The organism is Streptococcus infantis, assembly GCF_047463275.1.
Lineage (GTDB): Bacteria > Bacillota > Bacilli > Lactobacillales > Streptococcaceae > Streptococcus > Streptococcus infantis_AF.
In genome coordinates, this window is the sequence record NZ_JASHEE010000003.1 from 264,915 (window position 1) to 280,657 (window position 15,743).

A 15,743-nucleotide genomic window follows, 5' to 3' on the forward strand; every position below is an offset into this window, starting at 1 on the left:
GGTATAATGAAGAGAAGCTTTTTTGGAGAGGGGACACAGGATGAATTTTCAGCAATTATCTAATCTTCAATACTGGTCTAGTTTGTTTTCCAGTCCTTGGAGTATTGCGATAAATGTGATTGATATTCTAATCGTCGCTTATATCTTATATCAATTTACAAAATCAATTGCAGGAACCAAGATTATGATTCTGGTTCGAGGCGTTTTAGTTTTTATCTTAGCTCAGATTGCGGCTAATTTTTTGGGCTTGACGACTATTTCCTGGTTGATTAACCAATTGATTACCTATGGAGTTATCGCAGCGGTTGTTATCTTTTCTCCAGAAATTCGGACAGGTTTGGAACGATTAGGTCGAGCTACGGACTTCTTTTCAAATACTCCTATGAGTTCAGAAGAGCAGATGGTACAGGCTTTTGTAAAATCGGTTGAGTATATGAGCCCGCGAAAGATTGGAGCTTTAGTAGCTGTTCAACGTGTGAGAACCTTGCAGGAGTACATCGTTACAGGAATTCCTTTGGATGCTAAGATTTCTGCTGAGTTATTAATTAACATCTTTATCCCTAATACGCCTCTCCATGACGGTGCAGTCATTATCAGTGGAGATCGGATTGCAGTAACTTCTGCCTATTTACCACTGACTAAAAACACAGGTATTTCCAAAGAGTTCGGAACTCGTCACCGTGCAGCCATAGGTTTATCAGAAGTTTCAGATGCCCTTACTTTTGTTGTATCAGAAGAAACTGGGGGTATATCCATCACCTACAATGGTGTCTTCAAACATGATCTAAGTTTGGAAGAATTCGAGGAAGAACTACGTCGTATTCTGATACCTAAGGATGAACAAGAACTAAGCTTAAAAGAACGTCTATTAGGAGGCTGGAATAATGAAAAGAAATAGTCTTTATATCATCTCCTCACTCCTCTTTGCATGTGTCCTGTTTATCTATGCAACATCAATCAATTATCAAAACAATACCAATGCAAGGCAAACTAAAACTGAAACCTATACCAATACAGTAGTCAATGTACCGATTGATATTCAGTATGATAGTGAGCAGTATTTTATCAGTGGTTTCAGTTCAGAAGTAACGGTATTTTTGACGGGTTCGAATCGAGTCACCTTGGCTAGTGAGATGCAGGAAAGCACTCGTAAATTTAAAGTGACTGCTGATTTGACCCAGGCTACAGAAGGAACGATTGAAGTTCCCTTGACCATTGAAAATCTTCCAAGTGGTTTGACAGCTGTAGCAACACCTCAAAAGATCACAGTCAAGGTTGGTAAGAAAGTTACTCGAGATAATGTACCTGTTATCCCTCAAATCGATTCTAGTCAAATTGATGAGAAGATTATAATCGAACGTGTGACTGTTTCTGATGAAAAAGTTTCAGTAACTAGTGATGCGGATACACTATCTAAGATTGATCGGATTGTTGCAGTTTTACCAACGAGTGAACAGATTACAGGAAACTACTCTGGAACAGTTCCCTTGCAAGCTGTTGATAAAAATGGATCTGTCTTACCAACAGTGATCACACCTTTTGAAACGACTATGAAAGTTTCAACTAAAACTGTCAGAACAACAAGTAGCACAACTACAACAAGTAATACTTCGTCTACTGAAAACTCTTCAACGACAGCAGCAGAGACGAAGTCAGAATCTTAAATTAAAAATATACTAGAAAAGGAATATTAAAATGGGTAAATATTTTGGAACGGACGGAGTCCGTGGAGAAGCAAATGTAGAATTAACGCCAGAATTGGCCTTTAAATTGGGTCGCTTTGGAGGTTATGTCCTCAGTCAACATGCGACAGAAGCACCTAAGGTTTTCGTAGGACGTGATACACGTATTTCAGGTCAAATGTTAGAATCAGCTCTCATTGCTGGTCTTCTTTCAGTTGGAATTCACGTTTATAAACTTGGTGTACTTGCTACGCCTGCTGTAGCATATTTGGTGAAAACTGAGGGAGCAAGTGCAGGTGTCATGATTTCAGCTAGCCACAACCCAGCCCTTGATAACGGAATTAAATTCTTTGGTGGTGACGGCTTTAAACTTGACGATGACAAGGAAGCAGAAATCGAAGCCTTGCTTGAAGCCAGTGAAGATACTCTTCCACGTCCAAGTGCTGAAGGTCTAGGTACTGTAGTTGATTATCCAGAAAGTTTGCGCAAGTATGAAGCTTATCTTGTTTCAACTGGAACAGCTCTTGAAGGAATGAAGGTAGCCTTGGATACTGCAAACGGTGCTGCTTCAACAAGTGCTCGACAAATTTTTGCAGACTTGGGTGCTCGATTAACGGTTATTGGAGAAACTCCAGATGGATTGAACATCAACTTGAACGTTGGTTCAACTCATCCAGAAGCCTTGCAAGAACTTGTAAAAGAAAGTCAATCTGCCATTGGTTTAGCCTTTGATGGGGACAGCGATCGTTTGATTGCAGTAGATGAAAACGGTGAGATTGTCGACGGTGATAAGATTATGTATATCATCGGTAAATACCTTTCTGAAAAAGGTCAATTGGCACAAAATACAATTGTAACAACAGTTATGTCCAACCTTGGTTTCCATAAAGCCTTGGATCGTGAAGGCATTAATAAAGCTGTCACTGCTGTTGGAGACCGCTATGTAGTTGAAGAAATGAGAAAATCAGGCTACAATCTCGGTGGAGAGCAGTCAGGTCACGTTATCTTGATGGACTACAATACAACTGGTGATGGTCAACTTTCAGCAGTTCAATTGACTAAGATCATGCAAGAAACAGGTAAGAGCTTATCTCAATTGGCTTCAGAAGTAACAATTTACCCACAAAAGTTGGTTAATATCCGTGTGGAAAACACTATGAAAGACAAAGCCATGGAAGTACCAGCTATCAAGGCTGTTATCGATAAGATGGAAGAAGAGATGGCAGGTAACGGACGTATTCTCGTTCGCCCAAGTGGAACGGAGCCGCTCTTGCGTGTCATGGCTGAAGCACCAACAACTGAAGAAGTAGATTACTATGTGGATACCATTGCTGAAGTTGTGAAAGCAGAAATCGGAATTTAGGAAAGTTAGCAGAAAATAAGAAAATATGTTACAATGTCAAAGTAAATTGTAACCATGGAGAATATGATGAATTTAAAACGTGAACAAGAATTTGTTAGTCAGTATCACTTTGATGCGCGTAACTTTGAATGGGAAAATGAGAACGGAATTCCTGAAACAAAGGTTGATGTGAACTTCCAACTACTTCAACATGACCAAGAAAATCAGGTGACTTCTCTCGTAGTTGTTTTGAGCTTTATGATTGTCTTTGATAAATTTGTTATCAGTGGTACTATTTCTCAAGTAAACCACGTTGAAGGTCGTATCGTAGATCAACCAAGTGACTTTAGCCAAGAAGAAGTTGAGACGCTTGCTCGTCCTTGTTTGGATATGCTAAACCGTTTGACTTATGAAGTGACGGAAATTGCACTAGACTTACCAGGAATTAATTTGGAGTTTTAAAAGAATGAAATTAGCGGTCATAACAGACTCATCTGCTTTTCTACAAGCGGAAACCTTGCGGAAAGAAGATTTATTTGTGCTTGACATTCCTGTGAATATCGACGGACAGGAGTATGTTGAAGGTGTAAATCTAACCGCTCAAGAATTTTATGAAAAAATGGCTCGTTCATCTGAACTACCTAAAACAAGTCAACCAAGTATTGCAAAGTTGGATGAAATTTTATCATCATTAAAAGAAAAAGGCTATACTCATGTTTTGGGTCTCTTCCTTTCTTCTGGAATCTCAGGGTTTCACCAGAATATCCAGTATATGACGGATGAGTTCGAAAGTCTAACCATCGCTTTTCCTGATACTCGAATTACAAGTGCACCACTAGGATTCATGGTGGAAAGTGTGTTTCAATGGTCTGAGCAGGGAGATGATTTCCAGTCTATACTAGATAAGTTAACCGAACAGATTGAAAATACTTCTGCCTTTATCATGGTAGATGACCTTGATCATCTGGTTAAAGGTGGTCGTTTATCAAATGGCGCAGCTATTTTAGGGAATCTTCTTAGCATTAAACCAATTCTATATTTCAATGACCAAGGTGTTATCGAAGTTTATGAGAAGGTTCGTACAGAGAAGAAAGCAACAAAACGTTTGGTTGAAATTGTCAAAGAAGTAACAAGTAATGGAAATTATCAGATTACTGTCATTCATGGGAATGCTCCTCAAAAAGCAGCAGACTTGCGTCAGCTTTTGTTAGACGGTGGAGTAGCTACAGACATTTCGATTGCAACCTTCGGTAGTGTCATCGGGACTCACCTTGGAGAAGGAAGTATTGCTTTGAGCTACATTCCCATAGTATAGTCTCATAACATGGGTAGATAGCGTCCTTTGTATCTTAGATAGGAGTGAAGATGAGTATTCGAGTGATTATTGCAGGTTTTAAGGGAAGAATGGGCCAAGCTGCTTGTCAGATGGTTTTGTCTGATCCTGAACTTGAACTAGTAGCAGTTTTGGATCCTTTTGAGTCTGCATCTGAGTGGCAAGGAATTCCTGTTTTCAATAATAAAAATGACTTGGCAGGTTTTGATGCCCATGTTTGGGTGGATTTTACAACGCCAGCCGTTGCCTACGAAAATACACGATTTGCTCTTGAAAATGGCTTTGCTCCAGTAGTAGGAACGACAGGTTTCACCAGTCAAGAAATCGAAGAATTAAAAGAATTGTCTCGTTCCAAAGGATTGGGGGGCTTAATTGCTCCTAACTTTGCCTTGGGTGCTGTCTTACTGATGCAATTTGCAGCACAGGCAGCTAAATACTTCCCAAATGTGGAGATTATTGAACTTCACCATGATAAGAAAAAAGATGCTCCGAGCGGGACAGCAATCAAAACAGCTGAGTTGATGGCACAAGTTCGTGAGTCTATTCAACAAGGTGCTAGCGATGAGGAAGAACTCATTGCTGGTGCACGGGGTGCTAATTTCGATGGTATGCGTATCCATTCGGTTCGTTTACCAGGTTTGGTAGCTCATCAAGAGGTCATTTTTGGCAATCAAGGAGAGGGATTGACTCTGCGTCATGACTCCTATGATCGTAGCTCCTTCATGACAGGGGTGAATTTGGGAATCAAAGAAGTTGTCAAGCGTCATGAGCTTGTCTATGGATTAGAACACTTACTATGAAATTAACAAAAATGCCTTCTGAATTTCAGAAGGCTTTACCAGTATTAGAAAAAATTAAAAAAGCAGGATTTGAGGCTTATTTTGTGGGTGGCTCTGTTAGGGATGCCCTTCTTAATCGTCCCATCCATGATGTGGATATCGCGACTTCATCTTATCCTGAAGAGACTAAGCAGATTTTTCCACGCACAGCTGATATCGGCATTGAGCATGGGACCGTTTTGGTTTTAGATGGAGATGAAGAGTACGAAGTCACCACTTTTCGGACGGAAGATGTCTATGTAGACTATCGGAGACCAAGTTCGGTTTCTTTTGTTCGTTCACTCGAAGAAGATCTCAAACGCCGAGATTTCACAGTCAATGCCTTTGCCTTGGATGAGACAGGGGAGATCGTCGATTTATTTGATGGTCTCAAAGATTTAGAAAATCAGGTCCTGCGAGCTGTCGGTGTAGCTAGTGAACGTTTCAACGAAGATGCTCTACGTATTATGCGTGGATTTCGTTTTCAGGCTAGTCTTGGCTTTAAACTTGAAACAGAATCCTTTAAAGCTATGAAGTCTTTGACTCCTCTCTTGGAGAAAATCTCTGTGGAGCGCACCTTTGTCGAGTTTGATAAGCTTTTACTGGCTCCCTATTGGCGAGTAGGTTTATCTTCTATGATTGAGAGTCAAGCTTATGATTATCTTCCAGATATGGCTGGTAGTCAGGAAAAACTCCAGTCTTTGTTTGATTTAGAAAAAGATTTTACTTTTGAATCTTCTGAGCAAGCTTGGGCAGCACTTTTATGGGTTTTAGAAGTGGAAGATGCTCAACAATTTTTGAAACATTGGAAGACTTCACGCCAATTTGCCAAGCAGGTACAGGATTTGCTGTCTATTTTGGCTCTCCGAGAAGAAGGGGAACTAGGTAAACGTGGTTGTTACCGTTTTGATTTGGACTTGCTTCTACAGGCTGAAAATCTTCGCAGAGCTCAAGGAAAAGAAGTCAACCCACAAGCGATCACAGAAACCTACGAGAGCTTGACTATTCATGATAAGAAAGAAATGCAAATTAATGGTGGCATTCTCATCAAGGAATATGGCTATCATCCAGGTCCAGAATTAGGAGATGTTTTAGAGGAAATTGAGTACGCTATTGTGGATGGTAATCTAGATAATGAAGTGGAAGCCATTCATGCATACTTAAGGGAGAGAAAATGAATGATTTTATCGTTGAAAAACTAAGTAAATCAGTTGGTGACAAGACCGTTTTTAAGGATATTTCTTTTATCATCCACGACTTAGATCGCATCGGTCTTATTGGGGTCAACGGAACTGGGAAAACGACCCTTCTAGATGTGCTTTCAGGCGTTTCAGGTTTTGATGGTGACGTAAGCCCATTTTCAGCAAAGAGTGATTACAAGATTGGTTATTTGACCCAGAATCCGGAATTTGATGACAGCAAGACTGTCTTGGATACTGTTTTATCCAGTGACCTCAAGGAAATCCAGTTAATTCGTGAGTATGAACTGCTTATGCTCAACTACAGTGATGACAAGCAGTCGCGTCTAGAACGGGTCATGGCGGAGATGGATTCTCTCCAAGCATGGGAAATCGAAAGTCAGGTCAAGACTGTTCTCAGTAAACTAGGCATTCAAGAATTATCAACTCCTGTTGGAGCTTTGTCGGGTGGTCTTCGTAGACGGGTTCAATTGGCGCAAGTGCTTTTAGGAAATCATGATCTCTTGCTTCTTGATGAGCCAACCAACCATCTGGACATTGCGACTATCGAGTGGCTAACACTTTTCTTGAAGAATTCCAAGAAGACCGTCCTCTTCATCACCCACGATCGCTATTTCCTGGATGCTCTTTCTACGCGAATTTTCGAATTAGATAGAGCTGGTTTGACAGAGTATCAGGGGAATTACCAAGATTATGTCCGTCTCAAGGCTGAACAGGATGAGCGTGACGCAGCTCTTCTTCACAAAAAGGAACAGCTTTACAAACAAGAATTAGCTTGGATGAGACGACAACCCCAAGCTCGTGCAACCAAGCAACAGGCTCGGATCAATCGATTCCATGACTTGAAAAAGGAAGTTTCAGATACTAGCCTTGAGACAGACTTGAGCATGAATTTTGAAACTAGCCGTATCGGTAAAAAAGTTATCGAGTTTAAGGATGTTTCCTTTGCCTATGACGATAAACCGATTCTGAAACATTTTAATCTTTTGGTACAAGCCAAAGACCGTATCGGAATCGTCGGGGACAATGGTGTTGGGAAATCAACTCTTCTTAATCTTATTGCAGGAAGACTTGAAGCGACTGAAGGACAAGTTATCATCGGTGAAACAGTTCGTATCGCTTATTTCTCTCAACAAATCGAAGGTTTAGATGAAAGTAAGCGGGTTATCAATTACCTGCAGGAAGTGGCAGAAGAGGTTAAGACTAGCGGTGGTACTACGACATCTATTGCAGAATTACTAGAACAATTTCTTTTCCCTCGTTCAACGCACGGTACCTTGATTGAAAAGCTGTCAGGTGGAGAGAAGAAGCGTCTGTACCTCCTCAAATTACTCCTTGAAAAACCCAATGTGCTTCTCTTAGATGAGCCGACTAATGACCTAGACATTGCGACCTTAACTGTTCTAGAAAATTTCTTACAAGGTTTTGCAGGTCCAGTTTTGACAGTTAGTCACGACCGCTATTTCCTTGATAAGGTAGCGACCAAGATTCTCGCTTTTGAAGATGGCAAGATTCGTCCTTTCTTTGGTCATTACACTGATTACCTTGATGAAAAGGCCTTTGAAGCAGAAACGGTAACTCAAATCCAAAAAACTGACAAGGAAAAAGTGGTCAAAGTTCGTGAAGAAAAGAAACGGATGACCTACCAAGAAAAGCAAGAATGGGCAAGTATTGAAGGTGACATCGAAGCCTTGGAAAATCGCATCGCTGCTATTGAAGAAGAAATGCAAGCAAATGGCTCTGACTTTGGGAAGCTAGCTACTCTTCAAAAGGAGCTGGATGAGAAGAATGAAGCCTTGCTTGAAAAATACGAACGCTATGAATATTTAAGTGAGTTGGCATAATGGAAGAAACAATTATTAAATGGAGTAGTAAGAAAATCATTTTGAGTCTTCTTCTTTACCTACTAGAATTGGCTCTCCTAATTTGGATTCTATCGTTTTTGCTGAGCTATCCCGAAGAAACACCTATGGGATTGGTGGCCTTAATTCTCTTTGTTGGATTCTTAATTATTGTTGTTAGCTTGATTTTGTATCAGCGCTTGCGACTTCTTTTTTCGGATAAAGAGTATTTGAAATGTACAGCTCAAGGATTTTCCTATAAACCATATCCAAAGAAGGACTGGCAGTTTTATTCCTGGGGACAGGTAAAAAAGTTTGCTCTCACGAGAATTAAGGGTAGTAGAAATGCAAGGGATTTTTATATGATTGAGGTTCAGTTTTATGACAAGGAAGTTTTAAAATCCAATTTTTTCTGGTATCGTCTTCGAAGTAGATTTACAAGTTCAAAACATTCTAACGTTTTGAAAATCCCAATATATTTGCTGGATGTTGGCTTACCAAAGAGAGTATTTGAAACCATGGCCTACTATGAGCGAGAGTGGCGCATCGAACAGAATCGCATGGGAAATCCAAGCTCTACAACCAAAAAGAAGATATGATTTCAATGAGCTAGTAAATAACCATCATTAAAGAACGGATGAGAAGTCTTGAACCAAGTTTTCAAGGCTTCTTTCTATTTTGCTTTTCTAGGAATTATGGTATAATAGGGAGTAAAAACTTTAAAAGAAAGAAACGCTATGAACTTAAAAGATTACATTGCAAGTATTGAAAATTATCCGCAAGAAGGAATTACTTTCCGTGATATTAGCCCATTGATGGCAGATGGAAATGCCTACAGCTACGCTATTCGTGAAATTGTTCAATATGCTACTGACAAAAAAATTGATATGATCGTAGGACCAGAAGCACGTGGATTTATCGTAGGATGTCCAGTCGCTTTTGAGTTGGGAATTGGTTTTGCACCTGTACGTAAACCAGGGAAATTGCCACGCGAAGTGATTTCAGCTGACTACGAAAAAGAATATGGGGTTGATACTTTGACCATGCACGCAGATGCTATCAAACCAGGTCAACGTGTTCTTATTGTAGATGACCTCTTGGCAACAGGTGGTACTGTTAAGGCGACTATCGAAATGATTGAAAAATTAGGTGGTGTCGTAGCTGGTTGTGCCTTCTTGATTGAGCTTGACGAGCTAAAAGGTCGTGAGGCAATCGGAGATTACGATTATAAAGTTTTGATGCATTATTAATGAAAAACAGTCCCTAGGGCTGTTTTCTCTTCATCGGATATAAAAAAAGGCTATATCTAGTTAGAGAAAAACTATAATTGAAAACTATATCTTCTTACAGTATAATAAAGGGAAGAAGTGTCATCAGCTGAATTATTCCATTTGATGACAGTCAGGTTACTTGAGTCCAGTATGATACAGTTAGGAGATTTCCATGCCGATTCGAATTGATAAAAAATTACCAGCAGTTGAGATTTTACAAACAGAAAATATTTTCGTCATGGATGATCAACGGGCGGCTCATCAGGATATCCGACCCTTGAAGATTCTTATTTTAAATCTAATGCCGCAAAAGATTGTAACAGAAACTCAGCTTTTGAGACATTTGGCCAATACTCCTCTGCAATTAGATATTGATTTCTTATATATGGAAAGTCACCAATCAAAAACAACTCGCTCAGAGCATATGGAGACTTTTTATAAGACCTTCTCGGAAGTCAAAGACGATTATTTCGATGGCTTGATTATCACAGGGGCTCCAGTTGAGCACCTTCCATTTGAGGAGGTTGACTATTGGCAAGAGTTTACCCAAGTTATCGATTGGTCCAAGACCCATGTTTTTTCAACCCTGCATATTTGTTGGGGGGCACAGGCAGGTCTATACTATCGCTATGGTGTAGATAAATACCAAATGGATCAGAAACTTTCTGGGATTTATCCTCAAGATGTTTTGAAAGAAGGTCATCTCCTATTGAGAGGTTTTGATGATTTATATGTATCCCCTCATTCTCGCCATACAGAAGTTCACAAAGAAGATATCCTGAACAAAACAAATCTAGAGATTTTAGCATCAGGAAAAGAGGTGGGAATCTCTATCCTTGCGAGTCGAGATTTGAGAGAAGTCTATAGCTTTGGGCATTTAGAGTATGATCGAGATACGCTTGCAAAGGAATATTTTAGAGATCTAGATGCTGGTTTAGATCCACATATACCAGAAAATTATTTCAAAAATGATGACATTCATGAACTCCCATGTATGCGTTGGAGTTCATCTGCAGCTCTCTTCTTTAGTAACTGGGTAAATTATGCAGTTTACCAAGAAACGCCGTTTGAGTGGAAAAGTGTGGAAGATGATGTGTCTCATTTTGGATATTTATAAGAGGAATTATGACATATTTAGATGCTTTCAAATCAGGAAACTTAGTGTTACCGAGTGACCTGCTCTTACATTACAATCAACTGTTCTCGTCAAGCGATGATTTCTTGGTTTGGCAATTCTTTTACCTACAGAATACAACGGCTTTAGGTGAATTGTCTCCAAGTCAGATTGCTGAAAAAATCGGCAAAAATGTCACTGAAGTCAATCAGGCTATTTCACGATTGACTGAGAAAGGGTTGCTTCAATACCGAACCATTGAACTTAATGGCGAAATAGAAGTAATCTTCGATGCAACTCTTGCCTTGGAGCGCCTAGACCAACTTTTTGAAAAACAAGCTCCAAACCAGGTCCAATCTGCTCCAAATGATTTAAAGAGCTTGGTAGATACTTTCCAACAGGAGCTAGGTCGTCTATTGAGTCCATTTGAAATTGAAGATTTGGAAAAGAGTTTGAAAGAAGACGGAACTAGTGCGGATTTGATAAAAGAAGCCTTACGTGAAGCTGTTTTGAATGGTAAACCAAATTGGAAATACATCCAAGCAATTCTCCGAAACTGGCGTCATGAAGGGATTAGGAGTGTAGCCCAGGTAGAAGCGAAACGTCAAGAGAGAGAGGCAACAAACCCTCAAAATGTTCAGGTTTCATCTGATTTTAAAAATGCCATGGATCTATGGAAAGACTAATATTTAGTAATAAAAAAAACTTGCCTATGGCAAGTTTTTTTGTGTTCTTAATAAGTAAGTCCCCAAACATTTACAGAACGTTCAGCAACTGGGAAATCACCATATCCTTCAGCATTAATAGTTACTTGGTCTGAATGGTTGCCAAGTAAATCAACAAAAGTATGTTCAGCCCATTCTGGACCTACAAACATGGTTTTGTAATTCTCTTGAGCGTTTGAGATAAGAATGGCAAGAGGCGATTGATTGTCAGCTCCAGAACGAACCCAACCGATACAATTAGGGTCATCAAAGTAGTCCGTCTGCTCTCCATAAGCTAAATCTTTTCGGATAGCTAACAGACAGTCAAGAACTTCTTTAAAATCTTGCTGAGCATATTGACCAGAGATACCGTAGTAGTCTCCGTAAAAGACACAAGGGAGACCCTGCTCTCGCAAAAGAATAAGAGCATAGGCTGCTGGTTTAAACCATTCTTCTACAGTAGATTCTAAAGCTTGCCCTCGTTGAGTATCATGATTTTCGACAAAGGTTACAGCCTTATCTGGTTTGATTTGAACCAGACTATCATTAAAGATGGTACGCAAATCGTAGTCTGCACCAGCCTGGCTTGCTTCAAAGAGATTCATATGGAGGCGGACATCGACAAGGTCAAAGCGCTCTTCAATCTTTTCGAGATAGTCAAGGTTGGCATCCTTGTCTGGATTCCAGAATTCTCCAAAGACATAGAAGTCTTGTCCATATTTCTCTTTGATGTCACGAATGAAATTACGCATAAAGAAGGAGTCGATATGCTTGACTGCATCTAAACGAAAACCAGCTACACCAGTCGTTTCCATGAACCAATCAGCCCAATCGTAGATATTTTGTATAACTTCTGGATGCTTAAAATCTAAGTCCGCATACATGAGGTAGTCATAGTTACCATTTTCGTTATCGACTAATTCCTCGTGGGCCCACCCCTTATTATCTCCCTGGATAAGGTAAATACCAGACTTCCGTCTTTTGGCATCATAGTCAGTTCCAGTGAAATGGTACCAGTGCCAGTGGAAATCATTGTAGGTGTTTTGTCTTCCATCAAAAGTAAAGTTTGTCCAACCATTGATGGTAAAAGGTTCTCCAAGTTCAATTGTGCGATCTTCTGGGTCGACTTCAATAACCTGGAAGGATTCTAAACGGTCTGCAGCCGCCTTGTGGTTCAAGACGACGTCAGCCATAGGTTGAATCCCATGTGATTTAAGTGTTTGAATGGCTTGAAGATAGTCTTCTTTGAAACCGTACTTGGTACGCACAGTTCCTTTTTGGTCAAATTCACCGAGGTCAAAAAGGTCATAGACACCATAACCGACATCTTTTTCGTTGGTAGCTTTAAAGGCAGGTGGCATCCAGACGTGGCTAATTCCTAGATTTGCAAGGTGCTCAGCATCATCGGTAAGTCGCGTCCAGTGTTGTCCATCGTGGGGAAGGTACCACTCAAAATATTGCATTAGGGTTTGATTTTTCATAGATAGTCCTCATACTTAACAATTTGAGAATCATTTTACCATAAAGCAAGCAAATGAGCAAACGTTTGCGCTATAAAAATAGACCTCAGGATATGAATGTCTATTTTTACGGTAATAGAATGAAATTTCTCAACACAAATGACCATTCTCATTTAGAAATCATCAAGCAGAAACGAAAAGTTGGGATAGTTCCTATGACATCAATGTAGAAATCACTTTCTACTTTGTGAATTTTCAACAAATTTGATATAATTGTATCTATGAATAAAGTATTCGTCAGTCGGCGTGTCGAAAAAAAGCTCCGCAAAGGTCAGGTTCTTTTGGAAGAAGTTGATTTTCCAGACTTATCTGAAACTGATCAGGAAGTTGAACTTTTCAGCCAAAGCAAAGAATTTTTAGGGAAGGCTTATTTATCCCGACAAAATAAGGGAATAGGTTGGTTTGTAACTAACCAGAACATTTCTTTTAATCAAACCTTCTTTGAAATTTTGTTTAAGCAAGCCAAACTAAAACGTTCTTCCTACTATCAAGATGAGTTGACAACTGCCTTTCGTTTGTTTAATCAAGAAGGTGATGGATTTGGTGGAATGACGCTTGATCTCTATGGAGATTATGTTGTTTTCTCTTGGTACAACTCCTATATCTATGGAATTCGCCAAGAGATTATAGCAGCCTTCTCTCAGGTATTCCCGGAAGTCTTAGGTGTCTATGAAAAGATTCGCTTTAAAGGTCTAGACTATGAGTCTGCCCATATCTATGGTCAAGAAGCAGCTGAATATTTCACTGTTCTCGAGAATGGAGTTCTCTACCAAGTCTTTATGAATGATGGTCTTATGACAGGAATTTTCTTGGATCAGCATGAAGTTCGTGGGAGCTTAGTTGATGGTTTAGCAATGGGGAAATCCTTGCTCAATATGTTTTCCTACACAGCGGCCTTCTCAGTCGCTGCAGCTATGGGGGGAGCTAGTGAAACAACCTCTGTAGACCTAGCCAAACGTTCAAGAGAACTATCAGAAGCTCATTTTCATGCCAACGGTTTGAGTCTAGACAATCATCGACTGCTTGTCATGGATGTTTTTGAATACTTTAAATATGCTAAAAGAAAAGGTTTAAGCTATGACGTGATTGTTCTGGATCCGCCTAGCTTTGCCCGAAATAAAAAACAAACCTTCTCTGTAGCTAAGGATTATCACAAGTTGATTTCCCAAAGTCTAGAGATTTTAAACCCAGGTGGAATCATTATTGCTAGTACCAATGCTGCTAATGTTTCCCGTCAAAAATTCACAGAACAAATCGACAAAGGATTTGCAGGTAGAAAGTATCAGGTCCTTCATAAATATGGACTTCCAGCAGACTTTGTCTACAATGAAAAAGATGAAAGTAGTAATTACCTCAAAGTGATTACCATGAAGGTTAGTAAATGAAATTAATTGTTTCTGTCATGCCAAGAAGTATAGAAGAGGCTCAGGCTATTGATGTTATGCGGTATCATGATGCAGATATCATTGAGTGGAGAGCAGACTTCTTACCCAAGGAAGCTATCTTACAGGTAGCGCCAGCTATTTTTGAAAAATTTGCAGGTCGTGAGCTTGTTTTCACTTTACGTACTCGTGCCGAGGGTGGTCAAATTGAGCTCTCTTCAGAAGAGTATGTTCAAATTATCAAGGAAGTGGCACAGCTTTATCAACCAGATTATATTGATTTTGAGTATTTTAGCTACAAGGATGTTTTTGATCAGATGTTGGACTTTCCAAATCTCGTCTTGAGCTACCATAACTTCCAAGAGACACCTGAAAATCTAATGGAAATATTGTCTGAGTTAACAAGTTTAAATCCTAAAATTGTGAAAATAGCTGTTATGGCTAATACAGAACAAGATGTGTTGGATCTGATGAACTTTACACGTGGCTTTAAAACACTGAATCCTGAACAAGAATATGTAACGATTTCTATGGGAAAAGTGGGCAAGGTCTCTCGTATTACTTCAGATGTGACTGGTTCTAGTTGGTCTTTTGCAAGTCTAGATGAAGCTAGTGCTCCAGGACAAATTTCACTATCTAGCATGAAAAAAATTAGGGAGCTTCTAAATGAAGATTGATGGCTACACACGTTTAGCAGCTGTAGTCGCAAATCCTATCAAACACTCCATTTCTCCCTTTATTCACAATAGCGCTTTTGAAGCAACCAATACCAATGGTGTTTATCTTGCTTTGGAAGTAGATGCGGCTGAACTAGCAGAAACAGTTGCTAATATTCGTCGCTACCAGATGTATGGAATCAATCTTTCCATGCCTTACAAGGAACAAGTGATTCCTTATCTGGACCAGTTGAGCGAAGAGGCTTGTTTAATTGGTGCAGTTAATACAGTTGTGAATCGAGAAGGAACATTAATTGGATATAACACAGATGGCAAGGGATTCTTTAAGAGCTTGCCTTCTTTTAAAATATCAAGGAAAAGACTGGTTTTGTTAGGAGCAGGCGGTGCAGCCAAGGCAATTTTGGCACAGGCAATCTTGGATGGAGTCAGTCAGATTTCTGTCTTTGTTCGTTCTTCATCCATGGAAAAAACAAGACCTTACTTAGAAAAAATACAGAATGCGACTGGATTTAGAGTAGATTTATTTGCATTAGAGGATGTTCAAGATCTTCAAGACAGCATCACTCAAGCCGACCTCTTGGTCAATGCGACTAGTGTGGGCATGGATGGAACCTCTCAGCCAATCCCGACCAGCATCGTTTTACCAGAGAAGCTCATGGTAGCAGATGTGATTTATCAACCCTTTGAAACACCGTTTTTAAAATGGGCAAGAAACCAGGGAAATCAATCTATCAATGGCCTTGGCATGTTGCTTTACCAAGCTGCTGAAGCTTTTGAGTTATGGACAGGCAAGGAAATGCCAACAGATCAAATCTGGGAATTATTAAAACAAAAGTACCAATAAAGAAAAAGGAGACCTG

The 15,743-nt window shown here is 39.7% G+C and carries 16 protein-coding genes; 15 read left to right on the top strand and 1 reads right to left on the bottom strand.

What is annotated here, in order from left to right:
* Positions 1-40 precede the first annotated feature (40 nt).
* The 12 genes from cdaA to QM923_RS06035 all read left to right on the top strand — a co-directional run bounded on the left by cdaA (position 41) and on the right by QM923_RS06035 (position 11,286).
* Positions 41-898 carry a diadenylate cyclase CdaA gene (gene cdaA, locus QM923_RS05980; protein WP_036757140.1) on the top strand — a complete coding sequence of 286 codons (858 nt, stop codon included), beginning with the start codon at positions 41-43 and terminating at the stop codon, positions 896-898.
* Positions 885-1,664: a CdaR family protein gene (locus QM923_RS05985; protein ID WP_414291210.1), complete on the top strand. Its 780-nt coding sequence runs from the start codon at positions 885-887 to the stop codon at positions 1,662-1,664. The genes cdaA and QM923_RS05985 overlap by 14 nt, the downstream gene beginning before the upstream one ends.
* Positions 1,665-1,695: 31 nt before the next feature.
* Complete coding sequence (gene glmM, locus QM923_RS05990) at positions 1,696-3,045, top strand: phosphoglucosamine mutase (protein ID WP_414291211.1); 1,350 nt, start codon at positions 1,696-1,698, stop codon at positions 3,043-3,045.
* A gap of 66 nt (positions 3,046-3,111) precedes the next feature.
* Complete coding sequence (locus tag QM923_RS05995; RefSeq protein WP_235083894.1) at positions 3,112-3,486, top strand: DUF1149 family protein; 375 nt, start codon at positions 3,112-3,114, stop codon at positions 3,484-3,486.
* A 4-nt stretch (positions 3,487-3,490) separates the two neighbouring features.
* A complete protein-coding gene (locus QM923_RS06000) occupies positions 3,491-4,339 on the top strand; it encodes a DegV family protein (protein WP_414291212.1) in 849 nt (282 codons plus the stop codon).
* Between the two features lie 50 nt (positions 4,340-4,389).
* Positions 4,390-5,157 carry a 4-hydroxy-tetrahydrodipicolinate reductase gene (dapB, locus tag QM923_RS06005; RefSeq protein WP_414291213.1) on the top strand — a complete coding sequence of 256 codons (768 nt, stop codon included), beginning with the start codon at positions 4,390-4,392 and terminating at the stop codon, positions 5,155-5,157.
* Positions 5,154-6,353: a CCA tRNA nucleotidyltransferase gene (locus tag QM923_RS06010; RefSeq protein ID WP_414291214.1), complete on the top strand. Its 1,200-nt coding sequence runs from the start codon at positions 5,154-5,156 to the stop codon at positions 6,351-6,353. Before dapB ends, QM923_RS06010 begins: the two co-directional genes overlap by 4 nt.
* Entirely contained in the window at positions 6,350-8,218 is a 1,869-nt protein-coding gene (locus QM923_RS06015) for an ABC-F family ATP-binding cassette domain-containing protein (RefSeq protein WP_414291215.1), read from the top strand. Before QM923_RS06010 ends, QM923_RS06015 begins: the two co-directional genes overlap by 4 nt.
* Positions 8,218-8,814 (top strand): hypothetical protein, encoded by a 597-nt coding sequence (locus QM923_RS06020; protein WP_414291216.1) that lies wholly within the window; start codon positions 8,218-8,220, stop codon positions 8,812-8,814. Before QM923_RS06015 ends, QM923_RS06020 begins: the two co-directional genes overlap by 1 nt.
* A 138-nt stretch (positions 8,815-8,952) precedes the next feature.
* Positions 8,953-9,465: an adenine phosphoribosyltransferase gene (locus tag QM923_RS06025; RefSeq protein WP_023022957.1), complete on the top strand. Its 513-nt coding sequence runs from the start codon at positions 8,953-8,955 to the stop codon at positions 9,463-9,465.
* 193 nt (positions 9,466-9,658) lie between these two features.
* Positions 9,659-10,603 carry a homoserine O-acetyltransferase MetA gene (gene metA, locus QM923_RS06030; RefSeq protein ID WP_414291217.1) on the top strand — a complete coding sequence of 315 codons (945 nt, stop codon included), beginning with the start codon at positions 9,659-9,661 and terminating at the stop codon, positions 10,601-10,603.
* A gap of 8 nt (positions 10,604-10,611) precedes the next feature.
* Positions 10,612-11,286, top strand: coding sequence for a DnaD domain-containing protein (locus QM923_RS06035; protein WP_004252223.1), 675 nt, complete (start codon positions 10,612-10,614; stop codon positions 11,284-11,286).
* Between the two features lie 47 nt (positions 11,287-11,333).
* Here QM923_RS06035 and QM923_RS06040 read toward each other — a convergent pair whose 3' ends face one another.
* Positions 11,334-12,785 (bottom strand): alpha-amylase, encoded by a 1,452-nt coding sequence (locus QM923_RS06040; RefSeq protein WP_414291218.1) that lies wholly within the window; start codon positions 12,783-12,785, stop codon positions 11,334-11,336.
* 260 nt (positions 12,786-13,045) lie between these two features.
* On the opposite strand from QM923_RS06040, the gene QM923_RS06045 reads away from it, so the two are divergent.
* Genes QM923_RS06045 through QM923_RS06055 form a run of 3 tightly spaced genes read left to right on the top strand, consistent with a single transcriptional unit; the run spans position 13,046 to position 15,727 of the window.
* Positions 13,046-14,209 (top strand): class I SAM-dependent rRNA methyltransferase, encoded by a 1,164-nt coding sequence (locus QM923_RS06045; protein ID WP_414291219.1) that lies wholly within the window; start codon positions 13,046-13,048, stop codon positions 14,207-14,209.
* The gene (gene aroD / locus QM923_RS06050; protein ID WP_414291220.1) at positions 14,206-14,883 is read left to right on the top strand and encodes a type I 3-dehydroquinate dehydratase; all 678 of its coding nucleotides are present in this window, start codon (positions 14,206-14,208) and stop codon (positions 14,881-14,883) included. The genes QM923_RS06045 and aroD overlap by 4 nt, the downstream gene beginning before the upstream one ends.
* Positions 14,873-15,727 (top strand): shikimate dehydrogenase, encoded by an 855-nt coding sequence (locus QM923_RS06055; RefSeq protein WP_414291221.1) that lies wholly within the window; start codon positions 14,873-14,875, stop codon positions 15,725-15,727. Before aroD ends, QM923_RS06055 begins: the two co-directional genes overlap by 11 nt.
* The last annotated feature ends 16 nt before the right edge of the window (positions 15,728-15,743 follow it).

Bases quoted from the DNA above. Each gene is read 5' to 3' on its own strand.
- cdaA (WP_036757140.1), top strand. From the start codon at position 41: ATGAATTTTCAGCAATTATCTAATCTTCAATACTGGTCTAGTTTGTTT.
- QM923_RS05985 (WP_414291210.1), top strand. From the start codon at position 885: ATGAAAAGAAATAGTCTTTATATCATCTCCTCACTCCTCTTTGCATGT.
- glmM (WP_414291211.1), top strand. From the start codon at position 1,696: ATGGGTAAATATTTTGGAACGGACGGAGTCCGTGGAGAAGCAAATGTA.
- QM923_RS05995 (WP_235083894.1), top strand. From the start codon at position 3,112: ATGAATTTAAAACGTGAACAAGAATTTGTTAGTCAGTATCACTTTGAT.
- QM923_RS06000 (WP_414291212.1), top strand. From the start codon at position 3,491: ATGAAATTAGCGGTCATAACAGACTCATCTGCTTTTCTACAAGCGGAA.
- dapB (WP_414291213.1), top strand. From the start codon at position 4,390: ATGAGTATTCGAGTGATTATTGCAGGTTTTAAGGGAAGAATGGGCCAA.
- QM923_RS06010 (WP_414291214.1), top strand. From the start codon at position 5,154: ATGAAATTAACAAAAATGCCTTCTGAATTTCAGAAGGCTTTACCAGTA.
- QM923_RS06015 (WP_414291215.1), top strand. From the start codon at position 6,350: ATGAATGATTTTATCGTTGAAAAACTAAGTAAATCAGTTGGTGACAAG.
- QM923_RS06020 (WP_414291216.1), top strand. From the start codon at position 8,218: ATGGAAGAAACAATTATTAAATGGAGTAGTAAGAAAATCATTTTGAGT.
- QM923_RS06025 (WP_023022957.1), top strand. From the start codon at position 8,953: ATGAACTTAAAAGATTACATTGCAAGTATTGAAAATTATCCGCAAGAA.
- metA (WP_414291217.1), top strand. From the start codon at position 9,659: ATGCCGATTCGAATTGATAAAAAATTACCAGCAGTTGAGATTTTACAA.
- QM923_RS06035 (WP_004252223.1), top strand. From the start codon at position 10,612: ATGACATATTTAGATGCTTTCAAATCAGGAAACTTAGTGTTACCGAGT.
- QM923_RS06040 (WP_414291218.1), bottom strand. From the start codon at position 12,785: ATGAAAAATCAAACCCTAATGCAATATTTTGAGTGGTACCTTCCCCAC.
- QM923_RS06045 (WP_414291219.1), top strand. From the start codon at position 13,046: ATGAATAAAGTATTCGTCAGTCGGCGTGTCGAAAAAAAGCTCCGCAAA.
- aroD (WP_414291220.1), top strand. From the start codon at position 14,206: ATGAAATTAATTGTTTCTGTCATGCCAAGAAGTATAGAAGAGGCTCAG.
- QM923_RS06055 (WP_414291221.1), top strand. From the start codon at position 14,873: ATGAAGATTGATGGCTACACACGTTTAGCAGCTGTAGTCGCAAATCCT.